This is a genomic window from Roseobacter sp. CCS2 (genome assembly GCF_000169435.1).
Lineage (GTDB): Bacteria > Pseudomonadota > Alphaproteobacteria > Rhodobacterales > Rhodobacteraceae > Yoonia.
The window spans coordinates 468085-493467 of sequence record NZ_AAYB01000001.1; the positions used below are offsets into that span (position 1 = coordinate 468085).

A 25383-nucleotide genomic window follows, 5' to 3' on the forward strand; every position below is an offset into this window, starting at 1 on the left:
TTTATCTCATTCAAGGAGCACATGAAAATGGCTGCTAAGGACGTCAAATTCGACACAGATGCACGCAACCGCATGCTGACAGGTGTCAACACCCTCGCCAACGCGGTGAAGGTTACGCTGGGCCCAAAGGGTCGTAACGTTGTACTGGACAAATCGTTCGGTGCCCCACGCATTACCAAAGACGGTGTATCTGTCGCCAAAGAGATCGAGCTTGAAGACAAGTTCGAAAACATGGGCGCGCAGATGGTCAAAGAAGTTGCATCGCGCACCAACGACGAAGCCGGTGACGGGACAACAACTGCCACAGTACTCGCTCAGGCGATTGTCAAAGAAGGCATGAAATCTGTTGCTGCTGGCATGAACCCAATGGACCTTAAGCGCGGTATCGACCTTGCCACGCTGAAAGTTGTTGAAGCGATTAAATCCGCTTCTCGCCCCGTATCCGACAGCGACGAAGTCGCACAGGTTGGTACGATCTCTGCCAACGGCGAAGAAGAAATCGGCCGCCAGATCGCAGACGCGATGCAGAAGGTTGGCAACGAAGGTGTCATCACTGTTGAAGAAAACAAGGGTCTGGAAACAGAAACAGACGTTGTGGAAGGTATGCAGTTCGACCGCGGTTACCTGTCCCCTTACTTCGTCACAAACCCTGACAAGATGACAACAGAGCTGGAAGATCCGATCATCCTGCTGCACGAAAAGAAGCTGTCTTCGCTGCAGCCAATGGTGCCATTGCTTGAATCAGTGATCCAGTCCGGCAAGCCACTTTTGATCATCGCAGAAGATGTCGAAGGCGAAGCACTGGCCACTTTGGTTGTGAACAAGCTGCGTGGCGGCCTGAAAATCGCTGCTGTGAAGGCACCTGGTTTCGGTGACCGTCGCAAAGCCATGTTGCAGGACATCGCGATCCTGACCGGTGGTCAGGTCATCTCGGACGATCTGGGCATGAAGCTGGAAAGCGTCACAATCGACATGCTGGGCACAGCCAAGCGCGTTGCCATCACTAAGGACGAAACAACAATCGTTGATGGTGCAGGCGACAAAGCCGAGATCGAAGCACGCGTTGGTCAGATTCGTGGTCAGATTGAAGAAACAACATCCGACTACGACCGTGAAAAGCTGCAAGAGCGCGTTGCCAAACTGGCAGGCGGTGTTGCTGTGATCCGCGTTGGCGGCATGTCCGAAGTGGAAGTGAAAGAGCGCAAAGATCGCGTTGACGATGCCCTGAACGCGACTCGCGCCGCTGTTCAGGAAGGTGTTGTCGTTGGTGGTGGCGTTGCCCTGATCCAGGGTGGCAAAGCGCTTGACGGTCTGGAGGGTGCAAACTCTGACCAGAACGTTGGTATCTCGATCGTGCGTAAGGCGATTGAAGCACCACTGCGTCAGATCGCTGAAAACTCTGGTGTCGACGGGTCCGTCGTTGCTGGCAAAATCCGCGAAAGCGACGACAAGGCATTCGGCTTTAACGCACAGACCGAAGAATATGGCGACATGTTCAAGTTCGGCGTTATTGACCCTGCCAAGGTTGTGCGCACAGCCCTGCAAGATGCAGCATCTGTCGCTGGCCTTCTGATCACAACCGAAGCCATGGTTGCAGATAAACCAGCCAAAGAAGGTGCAGCAGCCGGCGGCGGCATGCCCGACATGGGCGGCATGGGCGGCATGATGTAAGCCGAAACGCCAAGCGTTTCGGCGCGGGCAGCAAAGCGGCAGTCGTTTCATATGAAATGGCAAAAGCTTTGACCCCGCATCGGCAAAATGAAGGGCGGTTCCATAGGGAGCCGCCCTTTTTCGTTGGCCTTCAACCACGCGCGGCGGGCGCCATTGAAAGACATCGGCGGACCGGATACCGTTCTGGCAGAACGAACGCCCCCCTTTACCTTACGGATGACATCCCACATGGACCCTGTCCTTTTCCTTGCCTTCCTGACGACCACGCTGATGTTTGTGGCTGTTCCCGGACCATCCGTCGCTTTTGCAACGGCACAGGCCTTACGGTCGGGTCCACGCGCAGCTTATATCGCCGTGGCCGGCGATGCGTTGGGCACGATGGTGCATGTCGCGGTGGCGGTTGGTGGCCTGACGGTGCTGATCGCCCTATCCGAACGCATTCTGCCAATCCTGCAAATCGCAGGTGGCTGCTTTATCCTGTTTATGGCTTGGCAAAGCTTTCGGCACGTCGTGCATCCAACGGGTGCGGCACCGCTGAAATCAGACGCTGGCACATTCTGGGCCGGTTTCTTTGCCTGTGTGACAAACCCAAAGGCAATCGTCTTTTTTGTGGCGCTGTTTCCAGCCTTCATTTCGCCGCAGCACAATGTCCTGTGGCAAGGCGTGGTCTATGGCGTGGTGTTCATCATGCTGGATGCTATTTCTATCCTTGCATATGCGCTGCTGACCCGCGCGGCAGTCAGACGTGCCGCATCACGCTGGTTAAACGTTGATGTGCTTAGTGGGCTTGGCCTGACAGGGGTCGGGGTCGCGATGATCGTCAAAGGATACCGCGCGATCCCATCAAATTGACACACCTATCAAAATAGGCTGTGACCCTTCCCATTCTGACGCATCCGGTATCAACTCTACGCATCGAACAGGGAGAGACGGTATGGAACGCATCGGCGTTATCGGACTAGGGCGCATGGGCAGCGCAATTGCCAGGCGTATGCAGGCGCAGGGGCATCAGGTCACCGGGTGGACCCGCAGCGGCAGAACGGTAGAGGGCGTTGAAATTGCCGATAGTCTTGGCACGCTGGTCGCGCAAAGCAATACATTAATCCTTAGCCTGCTCAACGATGAAGCGGTCGCCAGTATTCTGGACAGCTGCCTTGAGATGAATCTAACCGGCAAGCAAATCATTGAAACCAGCACCGTCGTTCCAACCATTCTAAAAGATAGGATCGAACGCATCACAGCAAAAGGGGCAACCGCTGTTGATGCCCCCATCTCTGGCGGGCCGGAACTTGTGCTGGCAGGCGCATGTGGCGTTTTCATTGGTGGCGACGCCGCAGCAGCAGCGCGCGCGCAGACCACTATCGCGGGATTTTCAGGCCGTATTTTTCATGTCGGGCCACTGGGGACCGGCATTGTCATGAAGACCATCAACAACAGCATGATCCAATGCTATTTCAGCGGTCTGGACGATATGATGCCTTTGGCCAAACGCGCAGGTCTGCCTTTGGAAACAGCGTTACGTATCCTATGCGGCGGGCCTGCTGGCATGCCAATGATCGCAGATCGTATTCCAAAGATCCTTGGCGAAGACGAAACAGTAGGCTTTGAAATTCAAGCGGCCCACAAAGATAACGATGTATTCCGGCGCGTTGTCCAAGCCTATGGGCTGGCATCACCAACCTTGGACCATACAGCCGAAAGGCAACGTGTTGCACTGGACGAGGGGCTGGGTCATGCCGATCCCGCCGCACTTGTTTCGGCAGCCTATCATCGTGGCTAGCAGCTTGGCGGGGCATCACACATGAGGCTCTTTGCGCTTGTCGCGCTTGTTATGTGTGCTTTTGCGGCCAATTCCGTGCTGAACCGGATTGGCGTGGCACTGCAAGGCATGGACCCGATGAATTTTGCGACAGTCCGGACAGGCGCTGGTGCGGGCATGCTTTGGGTGTTGGTGATAGCGCGCAAAGCGCCACGACCCATCGTATTTTCCGCCAAAAGACTGGCGGGCGCGACGGCGTTGGCTGTCTATATGGTTGGGTTCTCTTGGGCATATATCACGTTGGATGCAGGACTGGGCGCGCTGATCTTGTTTGGTGTGCTGCAAGTCGTTGTGTTTGGCTGGGCTATCATCGAAGGCGGCAAAATACCGATGTTGCGCTGGGTCGGCGCGTCTATCGCGTTGCTGGGCCTATGCGTTTTGCTTTGGCCCGGCGGCGACGCACCTGTACCGTTAGGTGGCGCGATTTCCATGACTGTCGCAGGTGCCGCTTGGGCCGTTTACACGCTACTGGGCCGGGCAGAGGCCGATCCACTGGGTGCAACCGCAGGCAACTTTCTGCTGTGCTTGCCTTTGGTCGCCATCGCGATGATCTGGTCGGGCATAGGTACAATGCCGTCGCAAGGGATCATCACTGCGATCATCGCAGGCGCAATTACATCCGGGCTTGGCTATGCGCTGTGGTATCGCGCCCTACCCTTTTTGCCGACAACGGTTGCAGGGATCGCGCAACTTAGCGTCCCGGTCATTGCCATTGCCGCAGGCGTGCTGTTTTTGGACGAGCCGCTGACACTGCGCTTAATCATCGCCGCCGGGTTGGTTTTAGGTGGTATTGCAGTGTCATTGACAGCGCGACGCAAGGTTTCTTGACTTCAGGGGTTTTGCGCAGGCCGGTCGGTGCTACTTTAAAGGCATGAGAGTTTTCTGGGCGTCCATTTTTGGCATTTTCACCGCTTCCGCAGCCATGGCGGAGGAGTGTGTCGTGATGCTGCACGGGCTGGCCCGCACTGAGATTTCATTCACACCGCTGCAACTGGTGCTGGAAGACGAAGGTTATCTGGCCATCAATCGCGGCTACCCGTCGACAACTGCCAAAATTCAAACGTTGGTCGATGAACACCTTGCCGAAGACGTTGCGGCCTGCGGTGAAAGGCGTGTGAATTTCGTGACCCATTCGATGGGCGGGATCCTTGTGCGCGCCTGGTTAACGAATAACCGGCCCGAACAGATGGGGCGTGTTGTGATGTTGGGACCACCCAACAACGGGTCCGAGCTGGTAGATATCTTTGGCGATTTCGAACCGTTTCAATGGGTCAATGGCCCGGCGGGCCTGCAACTGGGGACAGAAGAAGACAGCTTGCCCAACCGGCTTGATAATCTGCCCTATGAGATTGGGATTATTGCAGGGAACCGGACGCTTAATCCGGTCTATTCCGCCTTGATCGAAGGGCCGGATGACGGCAAAGTTTCTGTGGCCTCGACCCGATTGGACGGCATGCAGGACCACCTCGTCTTGCCGGTGACGCATACTTTCATGATGAACAACCCACTTGTCATAGAAGAGGTGCTTGCATTTCTGCGCGATGGGGTTTTTGATCGAAACCTTAGTCTGACGGGCATCATCTTTGGCACCGATTAACCGGCTATGATGCAGATCGTATCACCCGGTTGATGTGTCCCATCTTGCGACCTGCTTTCACGTCGGCCTTGCCATAAAGATGAATTGCGGCGTCGGTTTTGGCCAGTTCAGGTACGCGGTCCATATCATCGCCAATCAGGTTTTCCATCACGACATCTGAATGCCGCGTACCAGCCCCAAGCGGCCAGCCAGCCACAGCACGAATATGCTGTTCAAACTGACAAATTGTGCATCCATTCTGTGTCCAATGCCCCGAATTGTGCACACGCGGGGCAATTTCGTTCACGATCAGACCCTGCGACGTCACGAAAAGCTCGACCCCCATAACACCCACATAGTCCAGCGCGTTCAGAATGCGGGCGGCGATCAGGACTGCATCGGTCCGCTGGCCGGAGGTCAATTTGGCCGGCACTGTTGTCGTCCGCAAAATACCGGCGTCATGGACATTTTCGCCGGGATCGTAACACGCCACATCGCCCGATGGCCCCCGGGCGCCAATGACCGAAACTTCATGACTGAAATTCACAAAACCCTCAAGGATCGCAGGCGCGCCAGCCATATCGGCCAGCGCCTGATCGGCATCTGTAGGTGACATGATCCGCGCCTGCCCTTTGCCATCATAACCAAAGCGCCGGGTCTTCAGGATCGCAGGCGTGCCAATATCGGTAACCGCTGCCTTTAGGTCTGTTGCATCTGCGATATCTGCGAAGGGGGCTGTTTGCAGGCCAAGGTCTTGTAGGAATGCCTTCTCTGTTAACCGATCCTGACTTGTGGCAAGTGCCCGCCTGTCCGGATGGATCGGGGCCAGCGTTTCCAGCAGATCAAGGGCGCTGGTGGGAATGTTTTCAAACTCGTAGGTGATAACATCGACGGAATTGCCGAAAGCTGTCAGAGCGTCCTTATCTTCATAGCTGGCTGTGGTCACCAGATGCGCCACGTCGCCCGCGGGGGCATGCGCCCCGGGTTCAAAGATGTGGGTTTTGAGCCCCAGACGGGCTGCGGCAACCGACAGCATACGGCCGAGTTGCCCGCCACCCAAGATACCGATTGTGGCCCCAACGGGCAAAGGCCTAGTCATCGCTTGGCTCATCCGGGATCGACGCGCTGAGTGCTGCGCGCCAGCCGTCCAAACGTGTGGCAAGATCGGGGTCTTGCAAAGCAAGAATACCGGCAGCCATCAGACCACCATTCTTTGCCCCCGCAGCCCCAATCGCCATGGTCGCAACCGGATAACCGCGCGGCATTTGCAAGATCGAATAAAGACTATCAACACCCGAAAGCGCATTGGTCTGCACAGGAACGCCAACCACCGGCACCCGTGTTTTAGAAGCCATCATGCCTGGCAAATGCGCCGCACCACCGGCACCCGCAATAATCACCTGCAAACCGCGGTCTACGGCTGTCTTGCCATATTCCCAAAGCCGGTCTGGGGTGCGGTGCGCCGACACGATCTTGGTCTCGTAAGCCACGCCCAATTCATCAAGCACATCGGCTGCCTCACGCAGCGTGGGCCAGTCAGACTGGCTGCCCATAATGATACCGACAAGGGGTTTGGTCATCGCATTGTCCCACCTTCATAAGGAAGCGGCACTATAGCCAAGGCAGGCCGCGCGGCAATGCTATCATGCGATGATATCTGGCAAAATTCGGTCTTCAAGTTGGGTAATCTGATCTTTCAAGGCCAGCTTTTGCTTCTTGAGGCGTTTCAGCGTCAGCATATCGGATGACCCGCGGGCATGCAGCGCCTCGATCGCCTCGTCCAGATCGCGGTGTTCGACGCGCAGCACGGCGAGTTTGACCCGAAGAACCTCGTCTTGTTCCATTTCGGCGGATGTGTTCATCGACAGGGGATCCATCAAGCAATGTGTTACGGTAATCTACACCGCTTCGTCGTGAAGAACCTAATACTTCCTCTTGATCAATGCACCCCGGAACCCCATATTTTTAGCAATGGTCGCCGCACGCGGGGCCAAAACCAGACAGTCGCTTAAGAAAAGGACGTGTCGTATGACAAAATTGGCTTTGGGAACACATCCGTTCCTTTTGGGGTTTGAACAGCTGGAACGGCTGGTCGAACGCACCGCGAAAAGCGGGAACGAGGGTTACCCCCCCTATAATATCGAGCAAACTTCAGAGAATTCTTACCGGATCACGCTGGCCGTAGCCGGCTTTGCCGAGGGTGATCTGGCGATCACCGTCGAAGACAGCGCGCTTGTGATCCGCGGGCGTCAGTCAGACGATGGTGAAGGCCGTGTGTTTTTGCATCGCGGTATTGCTGCGCGCCAGTTTCAGCGCTCATTTGTGCTGGCTGATGGCGTTGATGTCGGCGAAGCGATTATGGAAAATGGTCTGCTCCACGTCGATCTGACCCGCGCTGTACCAGAGCGTATTGTCCAAACCATCAATATCAAGAAAGGATAAGCTATGGATACCAAATTTGATTTTGAGAAGTTCGAGCAGGGTATTGTCTATGTGAAGCCTATCCTGGCCGCTGATCTACCCGATGAGATGCGGGCAAAAGTCGGTGATCTGGAAGAGCTGTTTTCGGTGCATAATGCAGAAGGCGAACAACTGGCGCTGGTCGCAGACCGCAAGCTAGCATTTCACCTTGCGCGTGAGAACAACATGGAACCTGTGACGGTTCACTGAAACGAGTAAGATGGATCAGTAATCCATCTTACGCTTTGCTCAATCCATTCGGGATCATCGGGCATTTTGACCAATGCTGCGCGCCGGGCTGCACGTGACCAGGTCTGACCCATTTCATAACTGAACGCTGGAAGTTCGAGATTTGAAACGCTGATGCAAGACGGATCACACAGCCCTCGACTTGGTCGAGGTTAAGCTCGCCTGTGACGTCCAAAACGGTTGTCGGCCCGAAAGTACCGCGCCAAAGGGTGCGCACAGGTTCAACATTCCAATCAGTAAATCGCGCCAGAGTTTCATCCCAAGACAAGCAGTCGTTCGCATCATTCCAGACAGAAAAACCCAGAAAATAAGCAGGAAGATCCTCATAAGCCAACGCATGACGGGCATACAGATTCTCGCCGCAGATACGCCACCCAGGTGGAATCAGATATCCACGTTCAGCTTGAAATCGCGCCAGCCAATCTCGCGATGGATGCCGACCGCTATCAAGCGAACGGGCATGAAACCCGTCCGCATATAAGGTCGTATTCTCTCCATCCATCTTCTCAGTTATGACGACTTCAGCACCTTCAAATGCACCCAGATCGGATGCGATCTTATCGTCCGATTGCACCCCCGGCGACATAGGATGATGGAGCGTTCGCGGATATTTGACACGCATCTTAAATTTCTTCCCAATTTGGCAAATCTAAGATGCGTGGCAAAGTGCCTTACGCCTTGATCAGCCCAAGGCTTTCAAGTTTCAGCAAAACCTGATGTGCGCAGTTATCAACAGGAATGCTTTCCGTTTCCAGACGCAACTCAGGGTTTTCAGGCGCATCATAGGGATCGGAAATCCCGGTGAACTCTTTGATCTTGCCTGCGCGCGCCAGCTTATAAAGGCCTTTGCGGTCCCGGCGTTCACATTCTTCGATTGAGGTCGCGACGTGCACCTCAACAAATGCGCCAAACTGCTCAATGTCTTCACGCACAGCGCGGCGCGTTGTGGCATAAGGTGCAATTGGCGCACAGATCGCGATGCCACCGTTCTTGGTGATCTCGGAAGCCACATACCCGATACGGCGGATGTTCAGGTCGCGGTGTTCTTTGCTAAAGCCCAGCTCTGACGACAGGTTCTTGCGGACGATATCACCATCCAGCAATGTTACCGGGCGTCCGCCCATTTCCATCAGTTTGACCATCAACGCGTTGGCGACGGTCGATTTGCCTGAGCCAGAGAAACCCGTGAAAAACACGGTGAACCCCTGGTCCGCCCGTGGAGGGCGCGTCTTGCGCAATTCTTCGACCACCGCCGGGAAAGAAAACCATTCTGGAATTTCCAAACCTTCGGCCAAACGACGGCGCAACTCCGTCCCTGAAATATTCAGGATTGTCACGTCATCCTTATCGGCAATCTCATCCGCTGGCTCGTATTGGGCGCGGTCCTGCACATAAACCATGTGCTTAAAGTCGACCATTTCGATGCCCATTTCAGCCTGATGTTCGCGAAACAGGTCTTGTGCGTCATAGGGGCCGTAAAAATCCTCACCTGCTGAATTTTTACCCGGTCCCGCATGGTCACGCCCAACGATGAAATGCGTGCAGCCATGATTTTTGCGGATCAGCCCATGCCAGACAGCCTCGCGCGGGCCAGCCATGCGCATGGCAAGGTTCAGCAAGGACATGGTTGTCGTGGACGACGGATACTGGTCCAGCACAGCCTCGTAGCATCGCACGCGGGTAAAGTGATCAATATCTCCCGGCTTGGTCATGCCCACAACGGGGTGGATCAACAGGTTTGCTTGCGCTTCTTTCGCGGCACGAAAGGTCAATTCCTGATGGGCGCGGTGCAGTGGGTTGCGGGTCTGGAAGGCCACAACCTTGCGCCAACCCAATTTGCGAAAATAGGCGCGCAATTCGTTTGGTGTATCGCGGCGCGCGCGGAAATCATAGTGAACAGGCTGCTGGATACCCGTAATTGGGCCGCCCAGATAAACCGCACCCGCACTGTTATGCAGATAGTTCACAGCCGGATGCGCGCTGTCGTCTGCGCCAAAGACTTTCTTTGCCTCATGCGCCTTGTTTGGCACCCATTTGTCAGTGACGGTCATCGTGGCAAGAATAACGCCCTCTTGATCACGCAGGGCGATATCCTGTCCAAGCTCAACCGTTTCGGCAAAGCCTTCGGACACATCGAGCGTAATTGGCATTGGCCACAGCGTGCCGTCAACAAGCCGCATTGTGTCGACGACACTTTCGTAGTCTGCCTGCGACAGAAAACCCTTCAGCGGGTTAAATCCGCCATTCATCAACAGTTCCAGATCGCAAATCTGACGTGGCGACATATCGTGGCTGGTCAGCTCTGCCGCTTCCAGCTTCATCTTTTGGGAACTCTCGTAAGAAACATAGAGTTCGGGAATGGGTGCTAAATCTAATGACATCTTAATCTCAACGGTTACTGGTTCAATGAGCGGTGGCATAGACCAGTCACAAACAGAATGTCCAGCGAACATAGGCAAAAACAACGCAGCATTGTCAGACCGCTGACACAACGGGCACTTGAGCGCTTTAAGCGCGCAACTTTAGCCTGAAACGTTAGATAATAGACGTCTTGAAAGTCTACTCTGCCGCGGCGACCGCGCCCGCATCTTCCATTTCGGCGATGTATTTTTCTGCATCAAGCGCCGCCATGCAGCCCATACCAGCCGATGTGACCGCCTGACGGTAAATATGATCTGTCAGATCGCCAGCGGCAAAGACACCTGGGATTTCAGTTTTGGTCGTGCCGGGTGCCACTTTTACGTACCCGCCATTATGCGTTTCCAATTGATCCTTGATCAGCTCGTTCGCTGGGGCATGGCCGATCGCCACAAAAACACCCTTGGCCGCGATATCTGTGATCTCGCCCGTTTGGGTATGTTTCACACGCACCCCTTCCACCCCCAGTGGGGTGTCTGCACCGTGGACTTCCTCGACCTCATGGAACCAAAGCGTTTCAATCTTGGGGTTATTAAACAGCCGGTTTTGCAAAATTTTCTCTGCCCGCAGTTCATCCCGGCGATGCACCAATGTCACTTTGGACGCAAAATTCGTCAGAAACAGCGCCTCTTCCACGGCTGTATTCCCGCCACCGACAACGACAATTTCTTGGCCGCGATAAAAGAAGCCATCACAGGTCGCGCAGGCGCTGACACCGAAGCCTTTAAACTTTTCTTCCGACGGCAGACCAAGCCACTTTGCCCGCGCACCAGTGCACAAGATCACAGCGTCGGCCGTATAGACCGCACCACTGTCACACGTCGCCGTGAACGGACGTTTCTGTAAATCCAAGGATGTGACGATATCGCCCACGATCTCGCACCCCATTGCACGTGCGTGCGCTTCCATCCGCACCATCAGGTCGGGGCCCTGCACCTCGGTATCACCGGGCCAGTTTTCAACTTCTGTTGTTGTGGTCAGCTGCCCGCCCGGTTCGATCCCTTGAATCAACACGGGTTCCAACATTGCGCGTGCTGCGTAAACACCAGCGGTATAGCCCGCAGGGCCGGATCCGATGATCAGAACTTTGATATGTCGCGTGTCGGTCATGGCAGCCTCATTAATATGTTGAACCCGATATAGCGCCGCAAAGGCCATGAGAAAAGGCCAACAAAGCGCAAGCTTCACACGTTCTTTTGTTGCGACATCTTGAAACATTCTTGCGCCCACACCTACATCAGCGTAGTATTTGCAAAAATATCGGGGGGCATTTGATGCCGGGCACTAAATTAGATGAAATTGACCGGATGATTCTGGCTGAACTACAGGCTGATGGGCGTATGACCAATGTCGAATTGGCCAAGCGTGTGGGAATCTCTGCCCCGCCGTGTTTGCGCCGCGTGCGCACGTTGGAGGAACAGGGATTTATCCAAGGCTATCATGCTGATGTTAATTCCCGCGAACTTGGGTTTGAGGTGCAAGTTTTTGCGATGGTCGGATTGGTTAGTCAGGCCGAAGCGGACCTCAGTGCATTTGAAGGTCTTTGCCAAGGCTGGCCGCTTGTGCGCGAATGTCACATGCTTAATGGTGAGGTTGATTTCATCCTGAAATGTGTCGCCCCTGACCTGCGGTCATTCCAGCGGTTTTTGACCGAGGACCTAACCAGCGCAGAGAATGTGGCGTCAGTAAAAACCTCATTGGTTATTCGTGGGGCCAAGGATGAACCCGGCGTGCCTTTTGATGTGCTTGAGGCGCGTTTGGCACAAGAAGCCTAAACATATTTTCATCTAAAATATCTAAATTTGCCAAAAGAAATGGCTGTTGTAACAGGCCCGGATTGCATGAAAATCTGTGTCTATTGCCACGAACAACAATGAGGTCAAATCATGAAACGCAGTGCTTTTCCGTTTTTCTTTATCGTGGTGTTCGCTGCTGGTTGCGCATTGCAAACCGGCGACAGAACGTTGGTCAAAGGCACGGGTCCTGACGAACTGCTTAAACTGCGCTCGGGTCCGGGACTTGGGTTTAATATCATTTTGGGGCTGCCTGATGGCACCGCGCTTAACCGACAGGATTGCGTCACCGAAGTGGGGCAACGTTGGTGCAGGGTTTCGCTTGCTGATGCGCCGCAGATTTCAGGATATGTTTCGGCTGATTATATCTCAGAGCGTTGATGATACTGAAAAGTGGCACAATTCTAAAACGAAAAGGGCGTCCACTGCAGCGGACGCCCTTTCCTTCACGTAAACCCAAAGCCTTTGCGCGAACAGATGGCTTTAGGCCGGTGATGCTTATTCGCCGCCGCCCAACTGGTGGACATAAGCGGTAACTGCTTTGATTTCGGCTTCGCTCAGGCGTTCGCCCCATGGGGGCATCACACCAAAGCGTGCATAGCGCACCGTTTCTTCCAGACTTGCCAGATCACCACCATAAAGCCAGATCGCATCGGTCAGGTTCGGCGCACCCAGATCACGGTTGCCCATGCCATTGTCGCCATGACAGGCCGCGCAATTGTCCAAAAACAGTCCTTCACCCGCAGCAGCCAAGCCTGCGTCATGTTCCTGTCCGGAAATCAGACGCACATATTGCACAACCTGATCAACCTCATCGTTGCTGAAAATGTCGTCATAAGCCGTCATTTCTGACCACCGCGCATCCCAGTCTTCTTCGTTCCGGATGCCATGGCGAACGGTATATTCGATGCTCGCGAAATCACCGCCCCAAAGCCAATCATCATCCAACAAGTTGGGATAGCCAACGAACCCAGCCGCACCGGACCCGTGGCATTGCGAACAATTGTTACGAAACACCGCACCACCGGCAGAATTCGCATACCGCAGCAGTTCAGGGTTTTCATTCAATACGTTCAGGTCCGCCGCGGCAAGCTGCGCTGAAATTTCGGCGTTGGCGTCTTCGAAACGCGCGATATCCTGGGCGACTTCACCACGTGTCGAATAGCCCAACATGCCCGAGGTCGCGCTGCTGACCAACGGCCATGCAGGGTAAGCGATTGTATAGGCGATGCCCCAGACAATGGTGATGTAGAAGCACCAAAGCCACCAGCGCGGCAAGGGGTTATTCAGCTCTTTGATCCCATCCCAAGAGTGACCGGTTGTGTCGGTCCCTGTGACTTCGTCAATGTCTTTTTGATCATTGCTGCTCATTTTTGCAGATCCTCAGTCTCGGAAGAACCGGGGTGGTCCTCGTTGCGGAAAGGAATGTTTGCCGTCTCGTCGTGGACGTCACGGCTGCCGGGACGAAGCGCCCAAAGGATGGCCCCGATAAACAGCGTGAACATGACCACAAGCATCCAGTTGTCTGCGACTTCAGCCAGAAAAGAGGTGTTTTCCATCTGTATACCCTCCTAGCGGCTTGCGTCTGGGGTGAAGGTCGAAAAGTCGACCGTCGTGCCTAGCATTTGCAGATAAGCTATCAAAGCGTCCATTTCGGACACGCCCGGTTCACCATCAAAGTTGCGGATTTGTGCGCCCGGATATCGTTCAAGCAGATCGTCGTATGCGTCTGTATCCGGGTCGGCTTGCGCCAATGTATCAGCCGCTGCCACTTCGATCATATCGTCAGTGTAAGGCACGCCGACAAAGCGATGGGTGGCGACAAGGTCAGCGGTGTACTCTGCATTGACTTGGGTATCGAGCAGGTAGGCATAGCCCGGCATGATCGATTCAGGCACCACAGAACGCGGCGCGATCAAGTGATCAAGATGCCAAGCGTCAGAGTATTTGCCCCCCACACGGGCCAAATCTGGCCCGGTCCGTTTGGACCCCCATTGAAACGGATGGTCGTACATGGATTCCGCAGCAAGTGAGTAGTGACCATAGCGCTCAACCTCGTCCCGCATAGGACGGATCATCTGGCTGTGGCACACATAACACCCTTCGCGGACGTAGACATCGCGCCCTGCCAGTTCCAGCGGGGAATATGGTCGCACGCCGTCGACTTCCTCGATGGTGTTTTCGAGGTAAAACAAAGGTGCAATTTCGACGATCCCGCCGACCATGACCACCAAAAGGGAGGACACAAGCAGCAACGTCGGGCTACGCTCAAGAAATGCGTGCTTGGCAAGAAAGCCTTTGGCCGGTGCGTCGTTTGGTGTTGTCTCAGACATTTTCCAGCCCTCCTTATTCTGCCGGCACGCCAACCGGGGCAGCGACACGTGCGCCACCTCGGATGGTCATGAACATGTTCCACGCCATGATCAGCGCGCCGCTGAGGTACAGAACCCCACCAAGGCCACGGACCACATACATCGGGAACTTCGCGGAAACGGTGTCGGCAAAGCTGTTCACAAGGAACCCGTTTGCGTCGACTTCGCGCCACATCAGACCTTCCATGATCCCCGTGACCCACATTGAGGCCGCGTAAAGGATGATACCGATTGTGGCCAACCAGAAGTGCCAGTTGATCGCAGACATGGAATACATCTGTGCCCTGCCCCACAGTTTTGGTGTGAGGAAGTAAAGTGCAGAGAACGTAATCATCCCGTTCCAGCCCAGCGCACCCGAATGTACGTGACCGATGGTCCAGTCTGTATAGTGTGACAGGCTGTTGACCGCGCGGATCGACATCATCGGGCCTTCGAATGTGGACATGCCGTAGAAGGCAAGGCTGATCACCATCATCCGAATGATCGGATCGGTGCGCAGCTTGTCCCATGCGCCTTGCAGCGTCATCAGGCCGTTGATCATGCCACCCCAGCTTGGCATCCACAGGATGATCGAAAAGACCATACCAAGGGTCGATGCCCAATCCGGCAGCGCTGTGTAGTGCAAGTGGTGTGGACCTGCCCAGATATAGAGAAAGATCAGGGCCCAGAAGTGGATGATGGACAGTTTGTAGGAAAAGACCGGACGCCCCGCCTGCTTGGGCACGAAGTAGTACATCATGCCAAGGAAACCCGCAGTCAGGAAAAAGCCCACCGCGTTATGACCGTACCACCATTGCACCATCGCATCTTGCACACCGCTAAAGACCTGCACAGATTTGCTGCCCCAGATGCTGACAGGGATCGAAATATTATTAACGATATGCAGCATCGCAACCGTCACAATGAACGACAGCAGGAACCAGTTCGCCACATAGATATGCTTTTCCGTGCGTTTGAAGATGGTCCCAAGATAAACCAGCAAGAACGCCACCCAGACGATTGTCAGCCAGATATCAACGTACCATTCAGGTTCGGCGTATTCTTTGGATTGTGTGCCACCAAGCAGATATCCGGTCGCGGCCAGGATAATGAAAAGGTTGTAACCCCAAAACACGAACCAAGCCAGATTGCCGCCCCACAGCCGCGCACCGCAAGTACGCTGCACGATGTAGAAGGACGACATGATCAGGGCGTTGCCCCCGAACGCAAAAATCACCGCACTGGTGTGCAGTGGGCGCAAACGTCCGAAATTGCCGTAAGGTTGAAGAACCTCGAAGTTGAGCTGCGGAAAAGCCAGCTGGAAGGCGATGACCACCCCAACAAGAAATCCAACAACACCCCAGAAACCTGTCGCAATGACGCCGGCACGGATAACATCGTCCATGTAGCCGTCAGGTGTTGCGTAAACCGGCTCATCCATTTTGCGAAGAACACGCACAAACATGAAACCTGCAACGGCCAAGATAATCATGGCATGGACGATGTAGGATACATCACGTCCCCAATTTGCAGCAACAGCAGCAAAGAGCGCAACGCCCCCCAATGCGATCAACTTGATATAGTTCCCCATAAGAGATCCCCTTCCTTGGCCGGATCGCAAACGGGTCCGACAACTACTTGGTATTTTCGCTTATGGAATCTGATGGGCGCGGGGTCTTTGATGTGGATCAATGGCGCACTTGATATGGATCAAGGCGATAACGCCCCAAGCTTGGCAGTCTTTGTTTGAGGAGCGGTTTGCGCGAACGATCGCCCCCCTGCGTTGAACCGATATGGGGAAGGCCGAACCAATGACGTACAAGATCATTGCGACGATTCTGACAGACACGGACCAGTCCACAGAAGGGCTGGATGCTGCCATTTCACTTGCTGATCGCATGGGCGCGCATCTTGACGTCTATGTCGTCACGATCAGCCACACCGAAACGAACAACTATTATATGGGTGCCGAGGCGCTGATGATCGCCGAACAGACCCGCGATGCCATGGCGCAACGCGACAAGATCGAAGTTTGGCTGAATGACCGCATGCATGGTGAACTGGTGCGCTGGTCCATGCAAACGGCCACTGTGCAGGGGCCTGCCCTGACCGGATACCTTGCGCGCAAGTTGCGGTTTTCTGATTTGGTCGTTCTTCCCAAACCGTATCAGAACAATCCAGAGGCTGCGACTTTGGTCGAAGCTTGCCTTTTTGCCGCCGAGCGCCCTGTTTTAATGATCCCAAAAGGCTGCAAAGCCCCTGATGCAGGTGGCCACGTCCTGATGGGATGGAACGACGGGGCCGAAGCATTGGCCGCCGCCCGTGCCGCCCTGCCATTGCTTGAACAAGCGGATGTTGCCGATATTTGCATTATTGATCCGCCCGCGCATGCGGCGGACAGGTCCGACCCCGGTGGGGCCATGGCACAATACCTGATGCGCCATGGCACTAAATCAGAGGTGGCAGTGCTTGCAAAAACGGAACCGCATATCGGCGATATCCTACTACGCCGCGCAAAAGAGGTTGGTGCACAAATGATCGTCAGCGGCGCCTACGGCCATTCACGCCTGCGCGAAGCCGTCTTTGGCGGGGCCACACGTAATCTGTTGGAAACCGCTGATCTGCCGATCCTGATGTCGCGGTGAAGATGTCTGTTGTGCGGGCAAAGTTATTATTTGTTGTGTCCATCTAGGTGCCCGCTTTTGCTGGTGGCAGTTCAGTTGGGCGTAATTCGTAGGATGTTCTTTGGCTAATGCAACACGACACTTTGACGTCATCAATCAATGTTTCATACCTTCATGTCCGTCGCCACCATGCTCACTCATTGCGGCGATCCGGCGACGTTGCGTAGGCGTCAGGGTTTGCTGCCAAACGGCATCGAACCTTGCCCAGGCCTGTTCGCCCGCTGTGTTGATGCGGGACTTGCCGCCTTCTGAGATCGCTGACCGCACCTCATCCGCGCCAATCCGGCAGGCCTGCTTGATTGCGCGGTCCTGGCTGCGTGTCACATTGGCAATCCAGAGCGTTCCGTTCTGCGTATCGCACCCACCATCAGTAGCGAGGTTCAGTCCACGCGCGGCGGCAATGCTGGCGCCTTGCCAATATCTCTCCGGCAGGTCGAGCTTGCGGTATGGAAGGGTCCGATTGAAGTCTGCAAACATCCCATCCGGGTTCTCAAGCGTTACCCAGGCATGGACCATCGCCAGGCGACCACGATTATCGCCCTTATTGCGGTAGTTCTGGTCGAGCCACCAGTTGGCGATGCCCCCAAGGATGGGGCGCTCTTCTGCGGCTGCATCGATTGCAGCGACGAAGTCGTGAACGTGCCATCGGTCCATGGACCCTGCAAACCCATCAGGCACCGATTCTCCCGGACCAATCCGGACTACAAAGGCAACACCGGTCAGCACCTGTTGACCGCCGATTTCGGTATACATCAGATTGTTCGGGCGGCTGAAATCAAGCGCGTCGCCCGCCACGTAATCTGGTGCGGATTCGTTGTAGTAATGCGTGCCCATCAACGGCTCGTCGTCGCCAAATGGTCGCCAGCCCTCGCGACGCGCTACCGCGAAGTCACTGTAGCGCGCAACCGCTACCCGGAGCTCTTCGACCTGTGCCGAGCGGGTCGTCGGACGGTATTCGTCAACGAGAGCGGGTGCAGGTGGTGTCGAAATGTCTTGTGCGGTGCAGGCTGCAAGAGACATAGTCATAAGGCCGACAGTGAGCGCAAATTTCATGATTTAACCTTCTTGATCTGCCAACCGGGATGATTGTCAATTTTATGGTCCGAGTTTATGCAGCACCAAGGATGTTATCAAATATCGACCACAGGATAGACGCCAAGTTCCTGTCACGCTTGGACACCATGCAAGGCATCAGATGATTTTTTGCTTTGTCCAAAACCATAGGAAATAAACGGGATAAAATACGGGAAGTGCCCACAGCCTGTCTGAGCCATGACGCAAGTCATCACCATTCTTCAGGCCGATACGGTTGCCTATAAAATTAGCATTACGACAAAGCTGTCGTTCGCATGTTCCAAGGCACTGATCCGGATGGGCTCAAAGCAGACCTCCCGCAGTTACCCATCCTCACCCGTTTCAGCCTTTAGCGCCTCAATGTCCGGCACCCGAATATCGCGCCGCTCGTCAAAGGCGATAAAGCCATCCTTTTTCAGTGCCGACATCTGGCGGCTTACCGTTTCAATCGTCAGGCCCAGATAATTCGCCATGGTTTCGCGGGTAATTGGCAGTGTAAACGTCATTTCAGCGGTCTCACCGGGCTTCAATGATGCCATGCGCACCGCAATCATATGCAAAAGCGAGGCGATCTTTTCGCGCGCGGTCTTACGGCCCAACACCAGCATCCATTCGCGCGCTGCATCCAATTCATCCAACGTCATCTCAAGCAACCGCTGACCGACATGGGGCGTTTGTTCGATCATACCCTCAAAGGGTTTGCGGCGGAAACAACACAGCATCACATCCGTCTCGGCGACCACATCACAATCTATAGTATCGCGATTGGGTCGGCCGATAAAATCGCCGGGCAACAACAGGCCAACCATCTGCACGCGGCCATCAGGTAAAGTACGGGTCAGGCTTGCAACGCCCGATACAACAGAGCCCACGAACTCCAACGGGTCACCCCCGAAAAAAATCGTCTGACCGGCGGAATATGTGCGGTAATATTTAATCTCTTCCAGCTGATCCAATTCATCCGGTTCGCATTTTGAGCAAACTGCATTGTAACGGATCGGACAGTCCGCGCAGGAGCGCAGTTTCGGGACGGCAAGCGTCATAGGATGAATCCCCGGTCGATTTGGCTGACATCACTATGAACCAAACGTGCAGCCTTCACCAAGGGTAATTCTGACGCAGGTCAGTGTCTAGTTCTGCTGACAGTTTTTTCTTGACTCGGTCAGCACCCGTGATCCCATACTCTATCCAATTGTAAGACATTTAACGCCAGCATTTTTGGCGTCCGGCCTTCATCGTGGCGGGCGTTCACACCGCAGCGATGACCCTCGCAGGTGGCGCGTTGGCAACAGGCATGTATTTCTGGCTTGGTCTGAAATTTCTGACCCGCAGCTGGTTCAATTTGGACGTGGTCTGGGCGCTTAGCTTGATCCTTGTTGGCGGGATCGGCGTCATGACGGCCTCACATACAACGCAAATTTAGCGGCCCACGATTGCCGCCAGCTCATCTGCGGCGGCACGCAACGGCTCAAGATACTCTACCAGATCAGGCAGGTGACGCCGCTGTTCCGGCGCGTGGATCGACAAGGTCGACAAAAGCCGCCCGCGGTTATCAAGGATCGGCACGGCGATGGCTGTCATGCCCGGCATGAATTCTTCATTGTCAGTGGAATAGCCTCGCTCACGTGTCTTTACCAACTCGTCTTGCAGCTTGGCAGGATCTGTAATTGTCTGATCGGTTTGCTTGTCCAGACTATGGTTCTTCAAAAAACGATCAAGGTAATCAGGGCGCAACGTCGATAGATACATCTTACCGCTGGCCGTACAGTGAAACGGGACTTGGGTGCCGACCGGCAGTTGGATACGTAGCGGCCAATGTGTCTCAACCCGGTCCAGATAGAACATGCCTTCGCGTTCCGGGATCGCAAGGTTGCAGGTTTCGCCCACCTTCACGGCAAGTGATTTCAGCACCGCCAGACGCACGGTGCGTACCCGTTCAGAAGACAGCGTATTGATCGACAGTAGGCGCATCCGTTTGCCAGGGCTATAGGACCGGCCGTCGATATCGCGTTGCAGGAAACCTTCGGCCTCTGCTGTGGCGAAAAGGCGGTGAATGGTGGGTTTGGGCAGACCCAAGGTTTCATTCACGACAGATGGGGTGACGGGGACACCGACCTTCGCGACTTCCTCCAACAGCAATAACAGCCGCAGGTTCGTCGGAATTTGACCGGTGTCCTCGTCTTTCATATCGCTACCCTATGCGCCCTATCTATCCGGAAGGATCAGTAGCGCAGTTTCGGGCACGAGCGCCACAAAGAACCACACGCTGATCAGTGCGATTAGGTACGGGATGATATAGCGCAGCAGTCTAAAGTACGGCACGCCCGTCACACCCGAGGCCACATAAAGGTTGAGCCCATAGGGTGGCGTGACAAAACCGATGGATGCACCCACCAAGAACACAACCGCAAAGTGGATCGGATCAATACCGACCGACGCCGCAATGGGTGCCAGAATAGGTGCCAAAATGATTGTCACCGGCAGGGATTCAAGGATCATCCCTGTGACAAATACAATCGCCATTGACGTAAACAGCACCGCATAATAGCCACCCATGCCCGTCACAAAGTCACCGATAAAGTCCTTGGCGCCAAGCGATGACATCACTTGCTGCATCGCAACTGACACGGCGATCAGTGGCACCAAGATGCCCGAGATCTGCGCAGAGCGCGATACGATTGATGGGATCTGCGGCACGGTAAAGCCTTCGACCACAAACATTGATGCAAAGCTCTTTTGCTCGACCGGCATATCAGACGCGCTGCCCATGATCTTGTTCAATGGGTAGGACACCAAACCGATAAACACACAGAACCCCACGGTCACGCCCGCCGCCTCGGTTGGGGAGAAGCGACCGGTGTAAATGCCCCAAAGCACCAGACCGATAGCAAAGAAACCCAACCACGCACCGATGCCTGTCTTGATCATACGTGACACCGAAAGGCCGATCAGAACGCCCCAGCCATTGATAGTGCAGATGATAAACGCAGCAGTCATCATACCCAGAACCATCAGCGCGCCGGGAATGATACCTGCCACAAACAGGTCAGAGATCGGCAGGTTCAACAGGAAACCGTAAACGATGAAAATGATGGATGGCGGGATAATGATCCCCACCGTACCACCCGCAGCAGCAGTCGCAGCTGAGAAGCGTTCGTCGTAGTTGCCCTTGACCATCTCAGGATGCAGCATGGAACCAATGGTTGCAGTTGTCGCCGAGTTGGAGCCAGAGATCGCCGCGAAAAGGCCACAGGCCGCAATAGATGCCATCGCCAGACCGCCCCGCAGCCAACCCAGGACCGAGTAGGCAAAATCTGACAATCGTCGGGCAATACCAGATTGATTAATCAAGTCCCCCGTCAGAATGAACAGCGGCATCGCCAGCAGCGCAAAGCCCTTGCTGAACACGTTGATCAATTCGTTGCCCGTGTTTGCCAACGGCAGATCAATGACAAAGCTGATGCCGATCACCCAGTAAAAGATAACCAGCAAGACAGGTGTGCCGAGCATGAAGAAAAGCGTCACACCCAATGAAATCAGCGTAATCCAAGTACTGTCAGCCATCAGACATCCCCCCCGATCACAGCTTGCTTGATGATCTGATCACCGGATTTGAAGTTCCGCCAATCCTCGATCCAATTGCCGATCACACGGCCGGACATAAAGGTAAAAGCGATGGGCACGGTGATATAGAACCACCATTTCATCACGTCATCGACGCCATCGACCAATTGGAAGTTGTCGGCTGATAGTGCCGTAAACCGCAGCGATGTCGTAATCGCGATCCAGCAGAAACCGAACCAAAGCACCGCATCCAACGTCAGCGTGGCCATCTGCCCCGCAGGCGGCATCTTGGAACGGAATTCACTAAAACTAAGGTGTGTGCGCAGTTTGACATTATAGGCGCAGGCAAACCATGCCATGACCATGAACAGGAACGGCGGCACCGTTGTTGACCCGGACCACTGGTGCGAGAACACGAACCGGTCAATGACGCCCCAGCAGATAATACCGGCAATAATCAGATACATAACAACGGCTGTTGTGCGTTCAAAATGGCGCTCAACAAAAGGAACATAGGTATAGAGCAGGTGAACAAGATAGCCGCCCACAAATGTAAAAACAAAACAGAACAACCACATGCCATCCGCATCGAATGCCTGTCGCTTTTCCCATGAACTGCCCGAGAACATGGCCGGAATAACGGCCACCGCTTCAGCGAGTATCGACATCTAGGTCTCCCCCCTCATGTGTCAGAATACCGCTACTATGGAGCGGTCTTTTTGCGTTGAAAAGGGCCGGCCGAACTCCCACTCGGCCGGCCCTATTCCTACGGGTCAGATGTGGGCTTTATCAGCCCTTCCACCAACGACGTGGTTCAACATTCTCTGGCAAGGTATCTGCCGAAATTGTGCGGACCTCGTCATAGATTTCCTGATACGTGTCCAAACCACCGGACCAGCCGTTCAGGCGCTCGCGCCAATCTTCCCAGAGTGCCGGTTGGTACTCAGGTGAACACATTTCTTCGGCTTTCTTGATCTCTTCAGGCGATAGGAACGCGTTGCGCACACCGTGTTCTGCAAAGATTGTGCCTGGCAGCTGTGGATCAGATTGACCAACGGTGCGGATCAGCGCCACTTCGTTGGCAGCCTGCACGTGGGTCTGCGCCCAATACGCAGATTCCATAACGGCATCCTGCAGATATCCTTCTAGGCTATCAAAGACCGAAGCAGACATCGCCGTGTGCTCTGTCCCGCAGAAGAAGTTCAGGTGAACCGATTGCGATACAACCGGTGCCATGTTTGCATACGCCACCGCAGACGCCCATGTTTCCGCACCATCAATCAGGCCCTGCTTCAGGCCATCAAGCGTTTCTTCCCACGCAACAGGCACAGGATTCAGGTTCAGCGCTTCCATCGCGATACGGCCCAGCTGCGTACCCGTGACACGGTTCTTTGTACCAGCCAGATCTTCAACAGAGGTCACCAGCGGTTTGTCGTCAAAGTTCAGACCCATCTGGATACCGCGCAATTCAGCATGGCTGAACAGGAACTTCAAACCATGACGACGCTCATAGGGTTCACGCAGCAGACGCATGGACGCAGGTGAATATAGGAAGTGGTATTGGTCTGCCCGGTTCCGGAACATATACGCATAGTCCAGAACGTTCAGATAAGGTGCACCACCGGCAGAGTTTTGCGTGGAAGCCGCAAAGATATCTGTGATGCCCTGCTGTGTTTTCTCAACACAGGATGTCTGGCCACAGATCTGGTTGTCGCCGATAAACTCGATCCGAATCTCACCATCGGTTCGTGCTTCCAGGTCACGTGCAAATTCCAACGCGCCAGCGCGTTCGATCAGCAGGTTGCGGGCGTTAAAGCCGGATGCACCGAACTTGAGGTTATACTTCGCTTCTTTCGAAAACCGGCGCTCATAGGTCGATTCAGCCGCAGACGCCAGGTTTGCAAGGCTCATCGCTCCCCCGAATGTCCCCGCCGCCATCAGCGTAGAGCTCATTCCGTATTGCCCTGCCAGCTTGAACAGGTCCCGCCGCGAAATACGGCTGAGTTTATCTCCAATCATCATGTTTCCTCCCATGTTGTCGATTATTGAGACTTATAGTTTCAAAAAAGCCTAGTATAGTCTGGTCGTTCTGCATAGAGTTTTTTCAAATAAATGGAGAACGATGCCGTGGAAGCCGATTTTATCGTCGTAGGCGCAGGGTCTGCCGGGTGCGTCCTTGCCAACCGTCTGAGTGCAAATCCAGCGCATAAGGTGATCCTGCTTGAGGCTGGTGGAAAAGACAACAATCCTTGGATTCACATCCCCGTCGGGTATTTCAAGACGATCCACAATCCCAAGGTCGATTGGTGCTATAAAACAGAACCTGATCCGGGCTTGAACGGACGGTCGATTGAATGGCCACGCGGTAAGGTCTTGGGCGGATCGTCGTCGTTGAACGGCCTCCTTTATGTACGCGGTCAATCCCAAGACTACGACCGCTGGCGTCAAATGGGCAACACCGGTTGGGGTTGGGATGACGTTTTGCCGCTGTTCAAGCGGTCCGAGAATAATGAACGCGGCGCTGATGCGTATCATGGGAACGAGGGCGGATTATCTGTTTCCAACATGCGCATTCAACGCCCTATTACTGATGCTTGGGTCGCAGCGGCGCAAGCCGCCGGGTACAAGTTTAACCCCGACTACAACAGCGCAGATCAAGAAGGCGTTGGTTTCTTCCAGCTTACCGCGCGCAATGGTCGCCGGTGCAGTTCTGCTGTCGCCTTTCTTAATCCGGTCAAGTCCCGCGAGAACCTTCAGATTATCACCCACGCGCAGGTCGAGAAGGTGATCATTGAAGGCAAGCGCGCGACAGGTGTGACCTACACGGACCGTAGCGGGACCCTGCAAACGGTCAAAGCCCGCAAAGAAATCGTTCTGTCGGGCGGCGCGATCAACTCTCCCCAACTCCTGATGCTGTCCGGCATCGGTGAAGCCGCGCAATTGGCTGAAAATGAGATCGCAGTTGTGCAGCACTTGCCCGCTGTGGGCAAGAATATGCAAGACCACTTGCAGGCGCGCCTTGTCTACAAATGCAACGAACCGACGTTGAATGACGAAGTCAGCTCACTTTTCGGGCAAGCCAAGATCGGCCTCAAATACCTGATGTTCCGCGCAGGACCGATGACGATGGCGGCCAGCCTTGCCACCGGTTTTCTGAAAACGCGCGAAGATGTAGAAACGCCGGACATACAGTTTCACGTCCAGCCGCTCTCAGCCGAAAACCCCGGCAAAGGGGCTGACAAATTCTCTGCCTTCACGATGTCGGTCTGTCAGTTGCGGCCTGAAAGTAAGGGTGAAATCAGGTTGCAGGGCCATGATCCCAAGGCATATCCGAAAATCATCCCGAATTATCTCTCAACCGAAACCGACTGCCGCACGGTCGTCGCAGGCGTGAACATCGCCCGCAAGATTGCGCGCCACGCGCCGCTGACGTCCAAGATCAGTGAAGAGTTTCGGCCACATGCCAGCCTGCCAATGGACGATTATGACGCAACGCTGGATTGGGCGCGCAACAATACCGCGTCGATTTATCACCCCACTGGCACCTGCAAGATGGGTCAGGGCAAAGAGGCGGTCGTCGACGAACGGTTGCGGGTGCACGGGATTGATGGGCTGCGGGTCGCGGATTGTTCGATTATGCCAGAAATCGTGTCAGGGAACACGAATGCGCCCGCGATTATGATCGGCGAGAAGGCCTCGGATTTGATTTTGGAAGATGCATAGG

27 protein-coding genes and 1 pseudogene are annotated in these 25383 nt (G+C 54.7%); 12 read left to right on the top strand and 16 right to left on the bottom strand.

What is annotated here, in order from left to right:
* Window positions 1-27: 27 nt before the first annotated feature.
* The 5 genes from groL to RCCS2_RS02415 all read left to right on the top strand — a co-directional run bounded on the left by groL (window position 28) and on the right by RCCS2_RS02415 (window position 5087).
* Window positions 28-1671, top strand: coding sequence for a chaperonin GroEL (gene groL / locus RCCS2_RS02395; RefSeq protein WP_037293423.1), 1644 nt, complete (start codon window positions 28-30; stop codon window positions 1669-1671).
* Between the two features lie 228 nt (window positions 1672-1899).
* Entirely contained in the window at window positions 1900-2523 is a 624-nt protein-coding gene (locus RCCS2_RS02400; protein WP_156788451.1) for a LysE family translocator, read from the top strand.
* 82 nt (window positions 2524-2605) lie between these two features.
* Entirely contained in the window at window positions 2606-3451 is an 846-nt protein-coding gene (locus RCCS2_RS02405; protein WP_008231033.1) for an NAD(P)-dependent oxidoreductase, read from the top strand.
* Window positions 3452-3472: 21 nt separating this feature from the next.
* The gene (locus tag RCCS2_RS02410) at window positions 3473-4318 is read left to right on the top strand and encodes a DMT family transporter (RefSeq protein ID WP_008231034.1); all 846 of its coding nucleotides are present in this window, start codon (window positions 3473-3475) and stop codon (window positions 4316-4318) included.
* Window positions 4319-4361: 43 nt separating this feature from the next.
* Entirely contained in the window at window positions 4362-5087 is a 726-nt protein-coding gene (locus tag RCCS2_RS02415; protein ID WP_008231035.1) for an alpha/beta fold hydrolase, read from the top strand.
* 4 nt (window positions 5088-5091) lie between these two features.
* Here the strand turns inward: RCCS2_RS02415 and RCCS2_RS02420 are convergent, their stop codons facing one another.
* From RCCS2_RS02420 to RCCS2_RS02430, 3 genes are all read right to left on the bottom strand, one after another.
* Entirely contained in the window at window positions 5092-6165 is a 1074-nt protein-coding gene (locus RCCS2_RS02420; protein ID WP_037293072.1) for a 5-(carboxyamino)imidazole ribonucleotide synthase, read from the bottom strand.
* Window positions 6158-6646, bottom strand: coding sequence for a 5-(carboxyamino)imidazole ribonucleotide mutase (purE, locus tag RCCS2_RS02425; protein ID WP_008231037.1), 489 nt, complete (start codon window positions 6644-6646; stop codon window positions 6158-6160). Before purE ends, RCCS2_RS02420 begins: the two co-directional genes overlap by 8 nt.
* A 63-nt stretch (window positions 6647-6709) precedes the next feature.
* A complete protein-coding gene (locus tag RCCS2_RS02430; RefSeq protein ID WP_037293428.1) occupies window positions 6710-6928 on the bottom strand; it encodes a YdcH family protein in 219 nt (72 codons plus the stop codon).
* A 166-nt stretch (window positions 6929-7094) separates the two neighbouring features.
* Here RCCS2_RS02430 and RCCS2_RS02435 point away from each other — a divergent pair, with 166 nt between their 5' ends.
* Window positions 7095-7508: an Hsp20 family protein gene (locus RCCS2_RS02435; RefSeq protein WP_037293074.1), complete on the top strand. Its 414-nt coding sequence runs from the start codon at window positions 7095-7097 to the stop codon at window positions 7506-7508.
* A 3-nt stretch (window positions 7509-7511) separates the two neighbouring features.
* Window positions 7512-7736 (top strand): DUF1150 family protein, encoded by a 225-nt coding sequence (locus tag RCCS2_RS02440; protein WP_008231040.1) that lies wholly within the window; start codon window positions 7512-7514, stop codon window positions 7734-7736.
* Window positions 7737-7764: 28 nt separating this feature from the next.
* On the opposite strand, the gene RCCS2_RS02445 is transcribed toward RCCS2_RS02440, so the two are convergent.
* The 3 genes from RCCS2_RS02445 to trxB all read right to left on the bottom strand — a co-directional run bounded on the left by RCCS2_RS02445 (window position 7765) and on the right by trxB (window position 11303).
* Window positions 7765-8361: an RNA ligase family protein gene (locus RCCS2_RS02445; RefSeq protein ID WP_008231041.1), complete on the bottom strand. Its 597-nt coding sequence runs from the start codon at window positions 8359-8361 to the stop codon at window positions 7765-7767.
* A gap of 85 nt (window positions 8362-8446) precedes the next feature.
* Window positions 8447-10156: a bifunctional sulfate adenylyltransferase/adenylylsulfate kinase gene (locus tag RCCS2_RS02450; RefSeq protein ID WP_037293431.1), complete on the bottom strand. Its 1710-nt coding sequence runs from the start codon at window positions 10154-10156 to the stop codon at window positions 8447-8449.
* A 178-nt stretch (window positions 10157-10334) separates the two neighbouring features.
* Entirely contained in the window at window positions 10335-11303 is a 969-nt protein-coding gene (gene trxB, locus RCCS2_RS02455) for a thioredoxin-disulfide reductase (protein WP_037293433.1), read from the bottom strand.
* Window positions 11304-11467: 164 nt separating this feature from the next.
* Here trxB and RCCS2_RS02460 point away from each other — a divergent pair, with 164 nt between their 5' ends.
* Both RCCS2_RS02460 and RCCS2_RS02465 read left to right on the top strand, forming a co-directional pair.
* Window positions 11468-11968: an Lrp/AsnC family transcriptional regulator gene (locus RCCS2_RS02460; protein ID WP_008231049.1), complete on the top strand. Its 501-nt coding sequence runs from the start codon at window positions 11468-11470 to the stop codon at window positions 11966-11968.
* 111 nt (window positions 11969-12079) lie between these two features.
* A complete protein-coding gene (locus tag RCCS2_RS02465) occupies window positions 12080-12367 on the top strand; it encodes an SH3 domain-containing protein (RefSeq protein WP_008231050.1) in 288 nt (95 codons plus the stop codon).
* Window positions 12368-12484: 117 nt separating this feature from the next.
* Here RCCS2_RS02465 and ccoP read toward each other — a convergent pair whose 3' ends face one another.
* The 4 genes from ccoP to ccoN are packed head-to-tail and all read right to left on the bottom strand — an operon-like array spanning window position 12485 to window position 15928.
* On the bottom strand, window positions 12485-13357 hold the full coding sequence (gene ccoP / locus RCCS2_RS02470) for a cytochrome-c oxidase, cbb3-type subunit III (protein ID WP_008231051.1): 873 nt from the start codon (window positions 13355-13357) through the stop codon (window positions 12485-12487).
* Window positions 13354-13545, bottom strand: coding sequence for a CcoQ/FixQ family Cbb3-type cytochrome c oxidase assembly chaperone (locus RCCS2_RS02475; RefSeq protein WP_008231052.1), 192 nt, complete (start codon window positions 13543-13545; stop codon window positions 13354-13356). Before RCCS2_RS02475 ends, ccoP begins: the two co-directional genes overlap by 4 nt.
* Window positions 13546-13557: 12 nt before the next feature.
* Entirely contained in the window at window positions 13558-14319 is a 762-nt protein-coding gene (ccoO, locus tag RCCS2_RS02480; protein WP_008231053.1) for a cytochrome-c oxidase, cbb3-type subunit II, read from the bottom strand.
* Window positions 14320-14332: 13 nt separating this feature from the next.
* Window positions 14333-15928, bottom strand: a complete 1596-nt coding sequence (ccoN, locus tag RCCS2_RS02485; RefSeq protein WP_008231054.1) for a cytochrome-c oxidase, cbb3-type subunit I — start codon at window positions 15926-15928, stop codon at window positions 14333-14335.
* 220 nt (window positions 15929-16148) lie between these two features.
* Between ccoN and RCCS2_RS02490 the strand changes: the two genes are divergently transcribed.
* The gene (locus RCCS2_RS02490) at window positions 16149-16982 is read left to right on the top strand and encodes a universal stress protein (RefSeq protein WP_037293079.1); all 834 of its coding nucleotides are present in this window, start codon (window positions 16149-16151) and stop codon (window positions 16980-16982) included.
* A gap of 135 nt (window positions 16983-17117) precedes the next feature.
* Here RCCS2_RS02490 and RCCS2_RS02495 read toward each other — a convergent pair whose 3' ends face one another.
* Together RCCS2_RS02495 and fnrL are read right to left on the bottom strand one after the other, a co-directional pair.
* Window positions 17118-18047: a hypothetical protein gene (locus RCCS2_RS02495; RefSeq protein ID WP_156788403.1), complete on the bottom strand. Its 930-nt coding sequence runs from the start codon at window positions 18045-18047 to the stop codon at window positions 17118-17120.
* A 371-nt stretch (window positions 18048-18418) separates the two neighbouring features.
* A complete protein-coding gene (fnrL, locus tag RCCS2_RS02500) occupies window positions 18419-19138 on the bottom strand; it encodes a transcriptional regulator FnrL (protein WP_008231059.1) in 720 nt (239 codons plus the stop codon).
* A gap of 185 nt (window positions 19139-19323) precedes the next feature.
* On the opposite strand from fnrL, the pseudogene RCCS2_RS02505 reads away from it, so the two are divergent.
* Window positions 19324-19518, top strand: a pseudogene (locus RCCS2_RS02505) (hypothetical protein); the annotation flags it as partial.
* On the opposite strand, the gene RCCS2_RS02510 reads toward RCCS2_RS02505, so the two are convergent.
* The 4 genes from RCCS2_RS02510 to RCCS2_RS02525 all read right to left on the bottom strand — a co-directional run bounded on the left by RCCS2_RS02510 (window position 19515) and on the right by RCCS2_RS02525 (window position 23681).
* Window positions 19515-20282, bottom strand: a complete 768-nt coding sequence (locus tag RCCS2_RS02510; RefSeq protein WP_008231061.1) for an IclR family transcriptional regulator — start codon at window positions 20280-20282, stop codon at window positions 19515-19517. The pseudogene RCCS2_RS02505 and the gene RCCS2_RS02510 sit on opposite strands and share 4 nt — an antisense overlap.
* 18 nt (window positions 20283-20300) lie before the next feature.
* Window positions 20301-21659, bottom strand: coding sequence for a TRAP transporter large permease (locus RCCS2_RS02515; RefSeq protein WP_008231062.1), 1359 nt, complete (start codon window positions 21657-21659; stop codon window positions 20301-20303).
* Window positions 21659-22327 carry a TRAP transporter small permease gene (locus tag RCCS2_RS02520; protein ID WP_008231063.1) on the bottom strand — a complete coding sequence of 223 codons (669 nt, stop codon included), beginning with the start codon at window positions 22325-22327 and terminating at the stop codon, window positions 21659-21661. The genes RCCS2_RS02515 and RCCS2_RS02520 overlap by 1 nt, the downstream gene beginning before the upstream one ends.
* Window positions 22328-22448: 121 nt before the next feature.
* Window positions 22449-23681, bottom strand: coding sequence for a TRAP transporter substrate-binding protein (locus RCCS2_RS02525; protein ID WP_008231065.1), 1233 nt, complete (start codon window positions 23679-23681; stop codon window positions 22449-22451).
* 90 nt (window positions 23682-23771) lie between these two features.
* Between RCCS2_RS02525 and RCCS2_RS02530 the strand changes: the two genes are divergently transcribed.
* Window positions 23772-25382 carry a GMC family oxidoreductase gene (locus tag RCCS2_RS02530; protein WP_008231067.1) on the top strand — a complete coding sequence of 537 codons (1611 nt, stop codon included), beginning with the start codon at window positions 23772-23774 and terminating at the stop codon, window positions 25380-25382.
* The last annotated feature ends 1 nt before the right edge of the window (window position 25383 follow it).